The following is a 14,554-nucleotide window of genomic DNA, read 5'->3' on the forward strand; positions in this document are numbered from 1 at the left end:
GGTGCTGCGGACACGGCTGACGGCTCTCGTCCTGCTGCTCGGCGCCGCGCTCGCGGTGCCGGCCGGGGCGGGGGCCGCGCAGGCGGCGACGGGGTACCGCTACTGGTCGTTCTGGGAGAGCGACGGCGGCACGTGGACGTACGCGAGCCAGGGTCCCGCCACCGCCGGGCCCGCCGACGGCGATGTGATCGGCTTCCGGTTCTCGGTGAGCGAGAACTCTCAGGACTCCGCGAAGCCGCGCCGCGCGGCGGACGGCTTCGACGCGATCTGCGGCAGGACGCCCGCCGAGGGCGGCGCCAAGCGGATCGCCGTCGTCATCGACTTCGGTACGGCGGCCGACGCCCCGGACGGCGAACAGCCGCCCGCGCCGCGTTCCGTCTGCGCGCGGACCGCTGCGGACGCGACCGCGGCCGACGCGCTCGCCTCGGTGGCGAAGCCGCTGCGCTACAACAGCACGGCGCTGCTCTGCGCGATCTCCGGCTACCCGGAGACGGGGTGCGGGGAGCAGGTGTCCGGTCGTGACGGCACACCTCGCTCCCCTACGGCCGCCCGTCCCGCCGACGTCACCGACGGCGGCGGCGACGGTGACGGCGGCGGCCCCTCCGCCGGGCTGCTCGTCGGCCTCGCCGCCGTGTTCGCGCTCGGCGCCGCGGGCGTGTGGCAGGCGCGCCGCCGCCGCGGATGACCTCGATGCCCCTGCGCGCGCCGCGAGCGAGCCGCAGCAACGCCCTGCACGCCGGGGCCTGGTGGCTGTGGGCGCTCGGCCTGGCCGCCGCCGCGTCCCGGACCACCAACCCGCTGCTGCTCGGGATGCTGGTGGGGGTGGCCGGGTATGTGGTGGCGGCGCGGAGGACGGACGCGCCGTGGGCGCGTTCGTACGGGACGTTCGTCAAGCTCGGGCTGCTCGTCATCGGTGTCCGGCTGGTGTTCTCGGTCTTCCTGGGTTCGCCGATCCCGGGCAGCCACACCCTCTTCACGCTGCCCGAAGTGCCGCTGCCCGACTGGGCGCAGGGGGTGCGGATCGGTGGGCGCGTGAAGGCCGAGCAGCTGGTCTTCGCCCTGTACGACGGGGCGAAGCTGGCCACGCTCCTCATCTGCGTGGGCGCCGCGAACGCGCTCGCCAATCCGGCCCGGCTGCTCAAGTCCCTGCCGGGCGCGCTGTACGAGGCCGGGGTCGCCGTCGTCGTCGCGATGACGTTCGCGCCGAACATGGTGGCCGACGTGGTGCGGCTGCGCACCGCGCGCCGCCTGCGCGGCCGGCCGACGGGTGGCGTGGGGGCGGTGCTCCAGATCGGGCTGCCGGTCCTCGAGGGCGCGCTGGAGCGGTCGGTGGCGGTGGCCGCGTCGATGGACGCGCGCGGCTACGGGCGCACGGCGCCGGTCCCGCCCGCCGTACGGCACACGACGACCGTGCTGACGCTGGGCGGGCTGCTCGGGGTGTGCACCGGGGCGTACGGGCTGCTGACCGCCGGCGGTGCGGCGTACGGCCTGCCGGTCCTGGCCACCGGGGTCGTCGCCGCGCTGGCGGGGCTGCGCCTGGGCGGCCGGCGCAGCGTCCGTACCCGCTACCGGCCCGACGAGTGGGGCGTACGGGCGTGGCTGGTGGCCGGGTCGGGGGCGGCGGTCGCGGCGCTGACGATCTGGGCCGCCTCGTACGACCCGGCGGCCCTGCACCCCGGGGTCGTGCCGCTGGTCGCTCCCGAGTTCCCGCTCTGGCCGGCGGCGTCCGTACTGGTCGGGCTGCTCCCGGCGTTCGTGGCTCCCGCGCCTCCCGCATCTCCCGTAGTGAAAGAGACTCCGCAGTGATCCGGTTCGAGAATGTGTCGGTCAGCTACGACGACGCCGCGCCGCCCGCGATCCGGGGTGTCGATCTCACCGTGCCGGAGGGCGAACTGGTGCTGTTGGTGGGCCCTTCCGGGGTGGGCAAGTCGACCCTGCTGGGTACGGTTTCCGGCCTCGTACCGCACTTCACGGGCGGCACCCTGCGCGGCCGCGTGACGGTCGGCGGCCGCGACACCCGCACCCACAAACCGCGCGAACTCGCCGATCTGGTCGGGACGGTGGGCCAGGACCCGCTCGCCCACTTCGTCACCGACACCGTCGAGGACGAGCTGGCGTACGGCATGGAATCACTGGGCGTCGCGCCGGACGTGATGCGCCGCCGGGTCGAGGAGACGCTGGACCTGCTCGGCCTCGCGGAGCTCCGCGACCGCCCGATCGCCACGCTGTCGGGCGGCCAGCAGCAGCGCGTCGCGATCGGCTCGGTGCTCACCCCGCATCCGGAGGTGCTGGTCCTCGACGAGCCGACGTCCGCGCTGGATCCGGCGGCGGCGGAGGAGGTGCTGGCGGTGCTGCAACGGCTGGTCCACGACCTGGGGACGACCGTGCTGCTGGCGGAGCACCGGCTGGAGCGGGTGGTGCAGTACGCGGACCAGGTGATCCTCCTGCCGGGCCCGGGAGAGGCGCCGCGCATGGGCGCGCCCGCGGAGATCATGGCGGTCTCGCCCGTGCATCCGCCGGTGGTGGCCCTGGGCCGGCTGGCGGGCTGGGATCCGCTTCCGCTGTCGGTACGGGACGCCCGCCGCCGGGCGACGGATCTGCGGGCGAGCCTGGCCGGCGTGGAACCGGAGGGGCTCGGAAGAACTGCCCGGCCGCACCCGGCCCCTTCGGCACTCGAGGGGCGGGGGCCGGTACGGGGCCCCTCACGCGGCGGAGCCGCACCATGCCACAGCGGCAAGGGGCGGGCGGGGGAAGGACTCGCCCGCCTGCTGCGCCGCCGCGGCCCGGAACCGGCCCCCGCCCCCGGAGCCGCCACCCCCGAAGCCGCCACCACCGGCGCCGTGGCCACCGTCACCCGCCTCGGCATCCGCCGTGCCCGCGTCGAGGCCCTCCGCCGCGTCACGCTCACCGTGTCCCCCGGCGAGACCATCGCCCTCATGGGCCGCAACGGGGCCGGCAAGTCCACCCTCCTCTCCGCCCTCGTCGGCATGGTCGAGCCCACCTCCGGCACGGTGTCCGTCGGCGGCCGCACCCCCCACCGCACCAGCCCCCGCGACATGGTCCGCGAGGTCGGTCTGGTCCCGCAGGAGCCGCGCGACCTGCTGTACGCCGACACCGTCGCCGCCGAGTGCGCGGCGGCCGACAGCGACGCGGGCGCGGCCCCCGGCTCCTGCCGGGCCCTGGTCGCGGAGCTGCTCCCGGGCATCCGGGACGACACGCATCCACGCGATCTGTCCGAGGGCCAGCGGCTCGCCCTCGCCCTCGCCCTCGTGCTCACCGGGCGCCCGCCGCTCCTCCTCCTCGACGAGCCGACGCGCGGCCTGGACTACGCGGCGAAGGCCCGCCTGGTCGGGGTGTTGCGTTCCCTGGCCGCCGAGGGGCACGCGATCGTACTGGCGACGCACGACGTGGAGCTGGCCGCGGAACTGGCACACCGCGTCGTGATCCTCGCCGACGGCGAGGTGGTCGCGGACGGCCCGACGGCCGAAGTGGTCGTCTCCTCCCCCGCCTTCGCCCCGCAGGTCGCGAAGGTCCTCACCCCGCAGAAGTGGCTGACCGTCGCGCAGGTGCGGGACGCGCTGGAGGAGGGAGCGGTATGAGCGACGCGCAACAGGTCCGCCCCACACGTCCTGCACGCCCTGCACGCCCCGTACGCCTCGGCCCGCGCTCCGTCGCCGCGCTGCTGCTCATCAGCGTGATCGGTGTGATCGCCGTCGGCTGGCCGCTCCTCGCCGACCCCGCCTCCGAGCTCGCCCGCGACCACTCCCAGGACGCCGCCTGGCTGTTCGCCGTCCTCCTCCCCCTCCTCGTCGCCGTGGTCGTCGCGACGATCGCCGACTCCGGGCTCGACGCGAAGGCCGTCGCCATGCTGGGCGTACTGGCAGCGGTCGGGGCCGCGCTGCGTCCGCTCGGGGCGGGGACGGCCGGCCTGGAGCCGATGTTCTTCCTGATGGTGCTGAGCGGGCGGGTCCTGGGACCCGGTTTCGGCTTCGTGCTCGGTTCGGTGACGATGTTCGCGTCCGCGCTGCTCACGGGCGGGGTCGGGCCGTGGATGCCGTTCCAGATGCTGTCCATGGGCTGGTTCACGATGGGCGCGGGCCTGCTGCCGGGCGCGGAGCGGCTGCGCGGCCGGGGCGAGCTGGTGATGCTGGCCGCGTACGGCTGCGCGGCCGCCTTCCTCTACGGCACGGTCATGAACCTCCAGGGGTGGACGTACATCGGCGGCCTCTCGACCGGCGTCTCCTTCCACCCCGGCGACCCGGTCCACGAGAACCTGGTCCGCTTCCTCGCGTACTGCCTCGCCACCTCCCTCGGCTGGGACCTGGGCCGGGCCGTGCTCACCGTCGTACTGACCCTCGGCATCGGCGCTCCTCTCCTGAAGGCGCTGCGCCGGGCCACGCGCCGCGCGGCCTTCGAGGCCCAGGTCACATTCGAGGGCCCGGACACCAGGTAGCCGGAGCAGGGGCTGTCCACGCTCGGACAGGGCTTCGCGCACCCCGGAACGGTCAGCTGGAGGAGATCGTCGGTCATTCCGGGAGCCCCGGCCCCCGTGTCGGCGCAGGCACGGTCTTCGCGGGACCCGCCGTCCGGCCTGCCGTCACACCCGGACAGCCCTCTCGGGCAGCGGACGGCGACTGCGCCGTCGCTGACGGCAGCCGCACGGACGCGGTCCCGTGAGCGGGTTCCGGTCTATCCGTGCCGACGGTTGATCAATAACGTTGCCTCGACCGCGTATTGCCTTTCGAGGGAGCATCCGACCATGTCCACGGCCCAGCAGGTCCCCGACATACTTTCGCCCGAGTTCGCCGAGAACCCGTACGCCGCCTACGCGGTGATGCGAAAGTCCGCGCCGCTGTTCTGGCACGAGACGATGCAGAGTTACGTCATCTCCCGGTACGAGGACGTGGAACGGGTCTTCAAGGACAAGGAGTCGGTGTTCACCACCGACAACTACGACTGGCAGATCGAGCCCGTGCACGGGAAGACGATCCTCCAGCTCAGCGGCCGGGAACACGCCGTGCGCCGTGCGCTGGTGGCCCCCGCGTTCCGGGGCAAGGACCTCCAGGAGATGTTCCTCCCGGTCATCGAGAGCAACGCCCGCGAGCTGATCGACACCTTCCGGGACCGGGGCGCGGCCGATCTGGTCGGCGCGTTCGCGACCCGCTTCCCGGTGAACGTCATCGCCGACATGCTCGGTCTCGACAAGGGGGACCACGCCAGGTTCCACCACTGGTACACCACGGTGATCGCCTTCCTCGGCAATCTGGCCGGCGACCCCGAGGTGGCGGCGGCGGGCGAGCGCACCCGCGTGGAGTTCGCCGAGTACATGATCCCGATCATCCAGGAGCGCCGGAAGGCGCCGGGGTCCGACCTGCTGTCCACGCTGTGCGCGGCGGAGGTCGACGGGGTGCGGATGAGCGACGAGGACATCAAGGCGTTCTGCAGCCTGCTGCTCGCCGCCGGCGGCGAGACCACCGACAAGGCGATCGCGGCGCTCTTCGCCAACCTGCTCGCCCACCCCGATCAGCTCGCCGCGGTGCAGCGGGACCGCAGCCTCATCGACCGGGCCTTCGCCGAGACGCTGCGCTTCTCCCCGCCCGTGCACATGATCATGCGCCAGACGGCGGCGGAGGTGACGCTCAGCGGTGGCACCGTCCCGGCCGGCGCCACCGTGACGTGCCTGATCGGGTCCGCCAACCGCGACGAGAACCGTTATGCCGACGCGGACACGTTCAACATCTTCCGGGAGGACCTCAACGCGACGAACGCCTTCTCCGCGGCCGCCGACCATCTGGCCTTCGCCCTGGGGCGGCACTTCTGCGTCGGCGCCCTGCTGGCGCGGGCCGAGGTGCGGATCGGAGTGGACCAGCTGCTCGACGCGATGCCCGGCATCCGGCTCGCGGACGGCGCCGGGATCACCGAGCAGGGGGTGTTCACCCGGGGGCCGAAGGCCGTGCCGGTGGTGTTCACGCCTGCCGGCTGAGGACTGCGGCCGCTCCCCCGCGCCGGTGACCGGGCGGTGACCCGGGGAGGTTCCGGCGCCGGGGGGCGGTGGGGCACGGGGGTGAAAGCCGTGGGCGGGCGCGCTCGTCCACGGGCTCGGTCGTCCTGGCCGCCCCCGGGGCCGTTGACCTGCTCTCGGGCGTCGCCGTAGGGTGAAGCGCACCAACAGCGCCAATCGCCCATTTAGGGGCACTATGGTTGTCACGTTCCGCGTCCGCCGCCGGGCAGCCGCCTTCGCCGGCTCGGTCCTTCTGGCCACGGGCCTCTCGTTCACCCTGTCGGCGTGCGGCTCCACCGCGCCCCCGGCGGGGCGACAGGAACAGGCCGGCGAACCGGCCCCCGCTCCTCCGGAGTTCGGCCCCTCACTCACCGGGACGCTGAAGGCCCAGGCCACGGCGCAGGGCGCGGCGGCGCGGAAGACCGCCGAACGCGCGGCCGCGCAGGCGTCCGAACGGGCCCCGGAATCCGGACGGCCCGAATCCGCCCCGGACAGCCGGAGGGCCTGTACGACGGACCCGGCCGACCGGGCGGCCTGCCGCAATCCGGGCGGAACGATCGATCCCGACGGCGGGGACGTGGACGGCGACGGTGTCTACGAGCCGCACGAGCCCGTTGGTCCCGGCCACAAGGACCCGCGCGCGTACGACGGCGGCAAGACGTCCGGTGAGACCCAGTGCGAGTGGCTGCGCTCCCGGGGCATCGCCTGCTGAGCGCCTGTCCCGGCGACCTGCCCCCGTCGTGTGACGGACCGGGCGGACGGGCAGGGCAGGGCAGGCATGCGAGACATACGGTTCGTACGTGACGTACGGCTCCCGCGAGAACCGCGCCTGCCCGCGCAGGCGCGGTGTCCGGTCGACGCCTGGCGGTGACCGGCGCTTCGCCGCCGGCCCTAGTGGGACACGGGGGTGAAGGACACCGGCAGGGTGGTCAGGCCGCGCATCCAGATGGACGGGCGCCAGGTCAGCTCCTCCGGTTCGACCGCGAGCATCAGGTCGGGGAGCCGTTCCAGCAGGGCCTCGACGGCGGTACGGGCCATCACGTCGGCGAGCTGGGGCGCGGGGTAGGGGCAGCGGTGTTCGCCGTTGCTGAAGGACAGGTGCGAGGAGTTGCCCTCCGCGCCGACGTGGCCCTCGGGCCAGATCTGCGGGTCGGTGTTGGCGGCCGCGAAGCCGAGCACCAGGCAGTCGCCGGCCTTGATGTGGCGGCCACCGAGCTGGACGTCGCGGTCGGCCCAGCGGCCGATGAAGTTCTGGGTGGGGGTCTCCAGCCAGAGGACCTCGTTGAGGGCGTGCCCGACGCTGAGCCGCCCGCCGGAGACGTTCAGGGCGAACCGGTCGTCGGTGAGCAGCCGTCGCAGCGTGTTGCCGATCCAGTTCGCGGTCGGCTGCTGGGCGGCGGCGATGACGGAGATCAGGTCCTGGACGATCTCCTCGTCCGCCAGGCGCGCCGGGTGGGAGACCATGCGGGAGATGATGTCCGGGCCGGGCGCGACCCGCTTGTCCACGACGAGCTGCTGGAGGCGCTCCCCCACGCGCGCGTAGGCGGCCACCGGATCGTCGCCCTCCGACGCGTCGAGGGACATCCGCAGGTCCTCGACCAGGTCGTCGGTGTCGGTGCCGTGGGCCGGCATGCCGCACATCTGGACCACCGCGCGCATCGGCAGGGCGTGGGCGTACGCCGACATCAGCTCGGTCTGGCCGCTGCCCGCGAACCCGTCGATGAGCTCGTCGGCGATCCTGCGGCAGTTGTAGCCGAGTTCGAACTGGTCGACGGCTTCCAGGGCGTCGCTGATCACGCCGGCGCGCCGCTGGTGCTCGGCGCCCTCGGTGAACAGGACCGAGGGCTGGTAGCCGACGAAGGGCAGCAGCGGCCAGTCGGCGGGGATGGAGGCCCACTGGTTCCAGCGCCGGGAGTCGCGGGCGAACAGCTCGTCGTGTCGGGTGACATAGGAGACCTCGGAGTACCCGAGGACCAGCCAGGCCGGGATGTCGCCGTCGAGCAGCACCGGGGCCACGGCGCCGTGTTCGCGCCGCAGCGCCCGGTACAGCTCGGAGGGGGTCTGCTGGTACTGGAGGCCGCTGAGCCTGATCGCGCCCGGCTGGTGCGCGGGGCAGCCCGGCGGAGGCGTCACCGCGGAGGCGGAGGCGGTGAGGTCGCTCATGAGGTGGTCTCCTGTGCCAGAGCCAGTTTGTAGAGGTGGTCGACGAGGGTGATCAGGACGTTCTTGCCGTCGCTGCGCACGCGGGCGTCGCAGTCGAGCAGCGGGATGTGGGCGGGCAGCGACAGCGCCTGGCGGATCTCGTCCAGGGAGTAGTACGCGGCGTCGTCGTCGAACCGGTTGACGGCGACGACGAACGGCGTCTTGTGGTGTTCGAGCCGGTCGATGGCGTACCAGGAATCGCTCATGCGCCGGGTGTCGACCAGGACGACCGCGCCGAGGGTGCCGGAGAACAGCCGGTCCCACAGGAACCAGAACCGTTCCTGCCCGGGGGCGCCGAACAGGTAGAGCACCATGGTCTCGTTGAGGCTGATCCGCCCGAAGTCGAAGGCGACCGTCGTGGTGGTCTTCTGGGCGACCCCCGAGGTCTCGTCGACGCCGACACCGGCCTGCGTCATGTACTCCTCGGTGTTCAGCGGGCGTATCTCGCTCACGGACCTGACCAGCGTGGTCTTGCCCACGCCGAACCCGCCGACGACGACGATCTTCAGTCCGGTGTCGGCGGCATCGGCGAGCGGTGTGCGCTCCGGCGCCCCGGAGATCGCCCCGGAGGTCGCCTCAGAGATTGCGGAGTCCATGCAGCACCTCCTTCAGCAGGGCGGATTCGGGCAGGTCGGCGGCGGCCGCGGCGCGAGGACGGCGGGCGGTGATCCGCCCGGCGGCCAGCAGGTCGTCCAGGAGGATCCGCACGACGGTGATGGGCAGTTGCAGGTCGGCGGCGATCTCCACCACTGCGGCGGGGTGACGGCACAGCGTGAGGATACGGACGTGCTCCGACTGCATGCCCGGCGTCGGGGCGCACTCGCTGACCACCAGGGTGACCAGATCGAACACCGCGGTGTCCACGGGGCGGCTGCGGCCACCGGTCACCGTGTAGAGGCGGTCCGGAGACCCGGTGTCGACGGGGCGGCGGATCATGACGTCGGGGTGTCCTGCGCACTGTTGCGGGGTTCGGCCCGCAGGTGCTCGCCGATCTGCTCGACCATCTCGCTCATGTTGTGCCCGACCACGCCCGGATCGGCGCTGTCGGTGGCCACGACGGCGAGGTGGGCGCCCTCGCCGGCCTCGACGATGAGCAGCAGCCCACCGCGGAACTCGGCCATCAGGTGGTTGACGCCTCCGGTGCCGTCACCGAACTCCACCGAGGCGCCGTGCGCGAGGGCCTGCATTCCGGAGGAGATGGCCGCGAGCTGGTCGGCCTGGTCGAGGGTGAGGTGACTGCTGCGGCACAGCTTGAGGCCGTCGCGGGAGAGCACCAGGGCGTGCCGGGTGCCGGGGGTGCGCTCCACGAGGTTGTCCAGGAGCCAGGTCAGGCTGGTGTCGGTGGTCTGCACGGTGGTCATGGGCCGGTGCGGCGCGGTGCTCCGGTCGGCCCGTGCCTCCAATCTCAAGGGTCATGGGGAAGGTCGGTCGTCTGCGGGACGGCAGCGCGCGCAGATGCGGCGCGCGGAGATGAGGGACCGGGACGCTCAGGCGGGCGGGCGTGGGTCCTTACGGCGCTGGGACTGGTGGAAGGCGCCGAAGCTCGACCCGGCGTTGCGGGCGGGCGGTGCGGGCCGGTCGCCCGGGGTCTCGGGACGCTTCTGGTCCGCGGCGGCCATCGTGCGTCCCGGCGGGCGTACCGGAAGACCGCCCGCGGTCGCGGCGCGCGGCGCCCCCTCGGGGGCGCCGGCGCGCGCGGGCGCCGACGGGAACGCGGGCGCCGGCGGGACCTCGGCCACCTGCGGGACCTCGGGCACCTGCGGGAGCGCCGGCCGCGAGGCGGGCTCGGGCAGCGGCGCGGGGGCGGCCGCGGGGGTCGCGGGCGTCCGCTCCGGTACGGGGGCCGGGACCCGCTGCTGGGCCAGCAGCTGCGGCGGGAGCAGCACCACCACTCCGGTGCCGCCCCGGGAGGAGGGCCGGTAGTTCACGGAGATGCCGTACTTGGCGGCCAGGATGCCGACCACCGCCAGGCCGAGCCGGGTGCCCTGGAGGCCCGCCAGGTCGGTGGACCTGCCCGATACGGCTTCCACGGCGCGGCGCATCGCGGCGTCGGCCATGCGCAGGCCGCTGTCCTCGATGGTGACCACGATGCCGGCGCTGCGCTCCTCCACGTAGACGTGGACCTCGTCGATGGGCGGCGAGAAGTTCGCGGCGTTGTCCATGAGTTCGGCCAGCAGGTGCATGACGCCCTCGGCCGCGAACCCCGCGACCGCCGCGGTGCTGGCCGAGTGCAGCCGCACCCTGCGGAAGTCGGCGATGCGGCCGACCGCGCCGCGCAGGACGCTCTCCATGACGATCGGCTTGTTCCACGCCCGGCTCGCCCGGCCGCCCATCAGAATGGCCAACCGGTCGGTGAGCAGCCCGAGCTGCGAGGTGCTGTGGTCCAGCCTGAGCAGGTCGCTGAAGACATCGGCTCCGTGCCGGTCCTGCATCTCGCGCAGGTCGGCCAGCATGCTGACGGCCCTGGCCTGCACCCGGCCCAGTGCCTTGGCGCTGGCGGCCTGCGCGGCGGCCGCGCGGCGCTCGCTGACGCCGAGCTCGCGCACCATCTGCTCCAGCAGCGCCCGCAGCCGCTCCTCGGCGGGCAGGTCCAGTCCGGCGAGGACCGTGTCGGCGGAGGCGCCCCGGCGCAGCGCCGCCACGGCGGCGGGCAGCGCGGTGGCCGTCAGGCGCTCCAGGTCGGCCGCGCCCCGGGCCATCTGCTGTACGGCCGCCGTGTGGTCGGCTTCCGCCGCCGCCGTGCGGCGGGCCGTCTCACCGAGTTCGGTGGTGAAGACGCGCAGCAGGTTCTCCAGCTGGGGGTCGGCGGGCCGCTGGGCGGAAGCGAGCGCTTCGCCGGCGTCCGAACCGTCGCGCAGGCGCTGGACCACCTGCGGCAGCGTGACGTTCACCAGGTGCGCGGTGTCACCGGTGCTGCGGGCTATTCGCTCGCGCAGCGCGGCCTGCTCCTCGTGGGCCGCGCGCCTGGCGGCTGCGAGCCGTTCGGTCAGTACGGCGGCGACGACGGCGAGTACGAGGACGCACAGGACACCGACGGCGGCCGTACCGAGCACCCACGGGCGCGCCGCGTCCGGGGCGGCCCCCGCCACGGCGCCACCGGCCGCGGCGGCGACGACCAGGCCCACCGCCGGCGCAGTCCAGGGCGGCCGCCGTTTCGATGCGCGGCGCGGGCGGACGGCGGCAGGCGTTGTCATAGCGCGGGTCCCTCAGACGGTGTGTGGGGGTGGCCGGCCGGCAGCGGAGACACCACGGGGTGACGGACCGAGGAAAGTTGACGGTGATGTTCCGCTGGGCCGTGGCCATGGTAACCACGGAACGTGATGCCTCAGGGCCACGGCCCGTCTTCGCCCACGACTCCTGCGGAGATCCTCCCGATTTACCTGTCCGATTACCTGCCCGGCCGAAAGAGGCGAGTCGACGGATCAAGTCGACGGATCAACTGGACCGCACCGGCGGGGAAATGGGAACCGGGCGACAGAATCAGCAGCTGACCGCGACCGGGCGGACGGGGCACCGGCGCCTGCGCGACCGGGGCCGGACCGGGCGCGACGGCCCCGGCGGCGTACTGCGGACCGGATCCGTGTGTCGTCCCGGGGCGGCGGCCGCCGGCACGCCGATGGCCGTACCGGCGGTGTACGGCGTCGGCTTCGCGGCCCGCACGCTGTACGTCCACGGATCCCTCGCCAGTCGCGGCCTCGCCGCGGAGCCCGACGCCACCGTCTGCGTCACCGTGACGTACGTCGACGGGCCGGTGCCCACCCGCTCCGTCTTCGAGCACGGTGTCGGCCACCGCGGCGCCGTGGTCTTCGGCGTACCGCGGCTCATCACCCGGCGCACCGGCCCCGGGGCCCTGCCGCACGGCTGCGCGTCGCCACCGGACACTGCGCGCCCGGCCCGTGGGGCTGCGCCCGCCGCCCCGACGTCAAGGAGCCGGCCGCCGTTTCGCTGCTCGCGCCGAAGGTGGAGCTGGACAAGGCCCCGGTGAAGGTGGTGTCCGGGCCGCCCCAGGACGGGGACGGCCCGGCCGGGACGCTGGGACTGCGGGGGCCGTGCCGGTGCGCACCTACTTCGGCGTACCGGAGCCGGATCCCGCACTGCCCGCCGGGACTTCCCCGCCGTCGCGCACAGCGGCGCCGGGGAGCGGAAGGCCGGGTGCGGAGGGCTGCGGCACGGACGGCTGCGGCGCGGACGCCGACGACGCGGGCGGCTGCGGCGCGGGCTGAAGGAGCTTGCGCGGGCCGGCCAGGACGTACGTCAGGCCGAAGCCCGCGCCGACCACCGCCGCCCCGCCCACCGCGTCCAGCACCCAGTGGTTGGCGGTGGCGACGATCGCGCACACCGTGAAGAGCGGGTGGAGCAGCCCCAGCAGCTTCATCCACAGCTTCGGTGCGATCAGGGCCACCACCAGCCCGCACCACAGCGACCAGCCGAAGTGGAGGGAGGGCATCGCCGCGTACTGGTTGGTCAGGGCAGTCAGCGCGCCGTACTCCGGACTCGCGAGGTCCTGCGGGCCGTGGATCGTGTCGATGTAGCCGAGCCCCGGCACCAGGCGGGGCGGTGCCAGCGGGTAGAGCCAGAAGCCGATCAGCGCGAGCACCGTCGCGAAGCCGAGGGAGCTGCGGGCCCAGCGGTAGTCGGCGGGGCGGCGGACGTACAGCAGGCCGAGGATCGTCAGCGGTACGACGAAGTGGAACGACGAGTAGTAGAAGTTGAAGAAGGCTTCCAGCCAGTCGGCCTTCACCACCGCGTGGTTGACCCGGTGCTCGATGTCGATGTGCAGGAACCGCTCCACCGAGACGATCTGCCGGGCGTGCTCCTCGGCGGTGGCGCGCCCGCCCGCCGCGGCGGTGCGCACCTGCGAGTAGAGGGAGTAGCCGACGCGGATCAGCAGCAGTTCGAGCAGCAGGTTGGGGCGGGTCAGCACCCGGCGCCAGAACGGCGCCAGCGGCACCCGGCTCCAGCGGGCCGGTACCGGCTTCGCGTAGTCGGTGGGGACGGGCCGGCTCCAGTACGGCGAGGCGCGCGACACGAAGGGCACCGCGCAGGCCGCCGCGAGCGCCGCCACCAGCAGCGCGTTGTCGCGGACCGGGACGAGCGGCGCCACGTTCGGCAGCAGCATCGTGCCCGGCAGCGTCATCACCAGCACGACGGCCGCCGGCCACACCATCCGGTCCGACGCCCGCCTGCCCACCCGCCCGACCACCGCGAGCAGCACCCACAGCAGCTGGTGCTGCCAGGCCGTCGGCGACACGGCGACCGCGACGCAGCCGGTCAGCGCCACGGCGAGCAGCAGCTGGCCGTCCTGGGCGTAGCGGACGGCGCGCCGCAGCCCGAGTACGACGACGGCCGCGGCCAGCAGGAGGAAGAGCGCGATCTCCAGCGGGCCTTCCAGGCCGAGCCGCAGCAGCGCGCCGTGCAGCGACTGGTTGGCGAGGCTGTCGGGGCGCGCGCCGAGCCCGGCGCCGGCCACGTGGTGCACCCAGTACGTCCAGGAGTCCTGCGGCATAGCGGCCCAGGCCAGGGCCGAGCAGGTGGCGAACGCGGCGCCCGTGGTGAGCGCGGCGCGTCTTCGCCCCGTCAGCCACAGCAGCGGCGCGAACAGCAGCACGGTGGGCTGGAGGGCGGCGGCGATCCCTATGAGGACGCCGGAGCCGCGTTCCCCGCGCGCCTGGAAGCAGCCGAGGAGGACGAAGAGGACCGGGATGACGCTGGTCTGGCCGAGGTGGAGCGTATTGCGCACGGGCAGCGACAGCATCAGCAGGCTGATGGCGACGGGCGCGGCGAGCAGCGCGGTGCGCCGCGAGACGGACCCCGGCAGGGCGCGGGCGGCGACCGCGCCCAGTCCGGCGACGAGCAGCAGCGTCCCGAAGGTCCAGGCCACGCCGAGGCTCTGCTCGGCCGAGCGGGCGAGCGGTTTCAGGACGAGGCCGGCGAAGGGCGTGCCGATGAAGCGGTCGGTGTCGTAGAGCGAGCCGGTGACGTGCAGCACGCCCCGGTCACCGATCCAGGTCTCCAGGTCGGTGAGGCGCTCGCCCGGCGGCGTACGCAGGACCGCCGCGATCTGCCGCACCGCCAGTGCGGCCACGACGGCCCACAGCACGATCCGTGCCACGCCGACCCCGGCCCCGCCCCCGGCGCCGATCGCACCGACAGCACCGCCCGGTCCGCCCCGCTCCGCATTCGCCATGTCGCGCCGACCCTCCCCACCTGTCCCGCACCCGCGTGCACGGTGCGTAGAGCGTCGCACTGCCCCGTGCGGAAGACGCGGGCAACCCCCGATTCGCCTGGCCGTCATCCGCTTTTGTCTGAAGGACGACGCTTTCCACGACCCTCGTTCCACCGGTGGGACGC

13 protein-coding genes are annotated in these 14,554 nt (G+C 73.9%); 7 read left to right on the plus strand and 6 right to left on the minus strand.

Going from position 1 to position 14,554, the window contains the following annotated elements:
* Position 1: 1 nt before the first annotated feature.
* The 6 genes from ABD374_RS05890 (at position 2) to ABD374_RS05915 (ending at position 6,713) form a co-directional block, all read left to right on the plus strand.
* On the plus strand, positions 2–685 hold the full coding sequence (locus ABD374_RS05890; protein WP_344492438.1) for an SCO2322 family protein: 684 nt from the start codon (positions 2–4) through the stop codon (positions 683–685).
* Positions 682–1,806, plus strand: a complete 1,125-nt coding sequence (locus tag ABD374_RS05895) for an energy-coupling factor transporter transmembrane component T (protein ID WP_344491738.1) — start codon at positions 682–684, stop codon at positions 1,804–1,806. Before ABD374_RS05890 ends, ABD374_RS05895 begins: the two co-directional genes overlap by 4 nt.
* Positions 1,803–3,599: an ABC transporter ATP-binding protein gene (locus ABD374_RS05900; RefSeq protein WP_344491741.1), complete on the plus strand. Its 1,797-nt coding sequence runs from the start codon at positions 1,803–1,805 to the stop codon at positions 3,597–3,599. Before ABD374_RS05895 ends, ABD374_RS05900 begins: the two co-directional genes overlap by 4 nt.
* The gene (locus tag ABD374_RS05905; RefSeq protein ID WP_344491744.1) at positions 3,596–4,453 is read left to right on the plus strand and encodes an ECF transporter S component; all 858 of its coding nucleotides are present in this window, start codon (positions 3,596–3,598) and stop codon (positions 4,451–4,453) included. Before ABD374_RS05900 ends, ABD374_RS05905 begins: the two co-directional genes overlap by 4 nt.
* A gap of 306 nt (positions 4,454–4,759) precedes the next feature.
* A complete protein-coding gene (locus ABD374_RS05910) occupies positions 4,760–5,983 on the plus strand; it encodes a cytochrome P450 (protein ID WP_344491747.1) in 1,224 nt (407 codons plus the stop codon).
* 214 nt (positions 5,984–6,197) lie between these two features.
* Positions 6,198–6,713 carry a hypothetical protein gene (locus ABD374_RS05915; RefSeq protein ID WP_344491751.1) on the plus strand — a complete coding sequence of 172 codons (516 nt, stop codon included), beginning with the start codon at positions 6,198–6,200 and terminating at the stop codon, positions 6,711–6,713.
* Positions 6,714–6,892: 179 nt separating this feature from the next.
* On the opposite strand, the gene ABD374_RS05920 is transcribed toward ABD374_RS05915, so the two are convergent.
* The 5 genes from ABD374_RS05920 to ABD374_RS05940 form a co-directional block, all read right to left on the minus strand.
* Positions 6,893–8,164 (minus strand): cytochrome P450, encoded by a 1,272-nt coding sequence (locus tag ABD374_RS05920; RefSeq protein WP_344491754.1) that lies wholly within the window; start codon positions 8,162–8,164, stop codon positions 6,893–6,895.
* Positions 8,161–8,799: a GTP-binding protein gene (locus ABD374_RS05925; protein ID WP_344491757.1), complete on the minus strand. Its 639-nt coding sequence runs from the start codon at positions 8,797–8,799 to the stop codon at positions 8,161–8,163. Before ABD374_RS05925 ends, ABD374_RS05920 begins: the two co-directional genes overlap by 4 nt.
* A complete protein-coding gene (locus ABD374_RS05930) occupies positions 8,780–9,139 on the minus strand; it encodes a DUF742 domain-containing protein (protein ID WP_344491760.1) in 360 nt (119 codons plus the stop codon). The genes ABD374_RS05925 and ABD374_RS05930 overlap by 20 nt, the downstream gene beginning before the upstream one ends.
* The gene (locus ABD374_RS05935; RefSeq protein WP_344492441.1) at positions 9,136–9,555 is read right to left on the minus strand and encodes a roadblock/LC7 domain-containing protein; all 420 of its coding nucleotides are present in this window, start codon (positions 9,553–9,555) and stop codon (positions 9,136–9,138) included. Before ABD374_RS05935 ends, ABD374_RS05930 begins: the two co-directional genes overlap by 4 nt.
* Positions 9,556–9,690: 135 nt before the next feature.
* Positions 9,691–11,397: an ATP-binding protein gene (locus ABD374_RS05940; RefSeq protein WP_344491763.1), complete on the minus strand. Its 1,707-nt coding sequence runs from the start codon at positions 11,395–11,397 to the stop codon at positions 9,691–9,693.
* Between the two features lie 266 nt (positions 11,398–11,663).
* On the opposite strand from ABD374_RS05940, the gene ABD374_RS05945 reads away from it, so the two are divergent.
* Positions 11,664–12,188, plus strand: a complete 525-nt coding sequence (locus ABD374_RS05945) for a pyridoxamine 5'-phosphate oxidase family protein (protein ID WP_344491766.1) — start codon at positions 11,664–11,666, stop codon at positions 12,186–12,188.
* Positions 12,189–12,266: 78 nt separating this feature from the next.
* Here the strand turns inward: ABD374_RS05945 and ABD374_RS05950 are convergent, their stop codons facing one another.
* Positions 12,267–14,390, minus strand: a complete 2,124-nt coding sequence (locus ABD374_RS05950; protein WP_425577141.1) for a bifunctional glycosyltransferase 87/phosphatase PAP2 family protein — start codon at positions 14,388–14,390, stop codon at positions 12,267–12,269.
* Positions 14,391–14,554 lie beyond the last annotated feature (164 nt).

The sequence above is a fragment of the Streptomyces enissocaesilis genome (assembly GCF_039533765.1).
Classification (GTDB): Bacteria; Actinomycetota; Actinomycetes; order Streptomycetales; family Streptomycetaceae; genus Streptomyces; species Streptomyces enissocaesilis.

Coding starts and splice junctions, on each gene's coding strand:
- ABD374_RS05915 (WP_344491751.1), top strand. CDS start 6,198: ATGGTTGTCACGTTCCGCGTCCGCCGCCGGGCAGCCGCCTTCGCCGGC.
- ABD374_RS05945 (WP_344491766.1), top strand. CDS start 11,664: ATGGGAACCGGGCGACAGAATCAGCAGCTGACCGCGACCGGGCGGACG.
- ABD374_RS05930 (WP_344491760.1), bottom strand. CDS start 9,139: ATGATCCGCCGCCCCGTCGACACCGGGTCTCCGGACCGCCTCTACACG.
- ABD374_RS05940 (WP_344491763.1), bottom strand. CDS start 11,397: ATGACAACGCCTGCCGCCGTCCGCCCGCGCCGCGCATCGAAACGGCGG.
- ABD374_RS05925 (WP_344491757.1), bottom strand. CDS start 8,799: ATGGACTCCGCAATCTCTGAGGCGACCTCCGGGGCGATCTCCGGGGCG.
- ABD374_RS05920 (WP_344491754.1), bottom strand. CDS start 8,164: ATGAGCGACCTCACCGCCTCCGCCTCCGCGGTGACGCCTCCGCCGGGC.
- ABD374_RS05895 (WP_344491738.1), top strand. CDS start 682: ATGACCTCGATGCCCCTGCGCGCGCCGCGAGCGAGCCGCAGCAACGCC.
- ABD374_RS05950 (WP_425577141.1), bottom strand. CDS start 14,390: ATGGCGAATGCGGAGCGGGGCGGACCGGGCGGTGCTGTCGGTGCGATC.
- ABD374_RS05905 (WP_344491744.1), top strand. CDS start 3,596: ATGAGCGACGCGCAACAGGTCCGCCCCACACGTCCTGCACGCCCTGCA.
- ABD374_RS05910 (WP_344491747.1), top strand. CDS start 4,760: ATGTCCACGGCCCAGCAGGTCCCCGACATACTTTCGCCCGAGTTCGCC.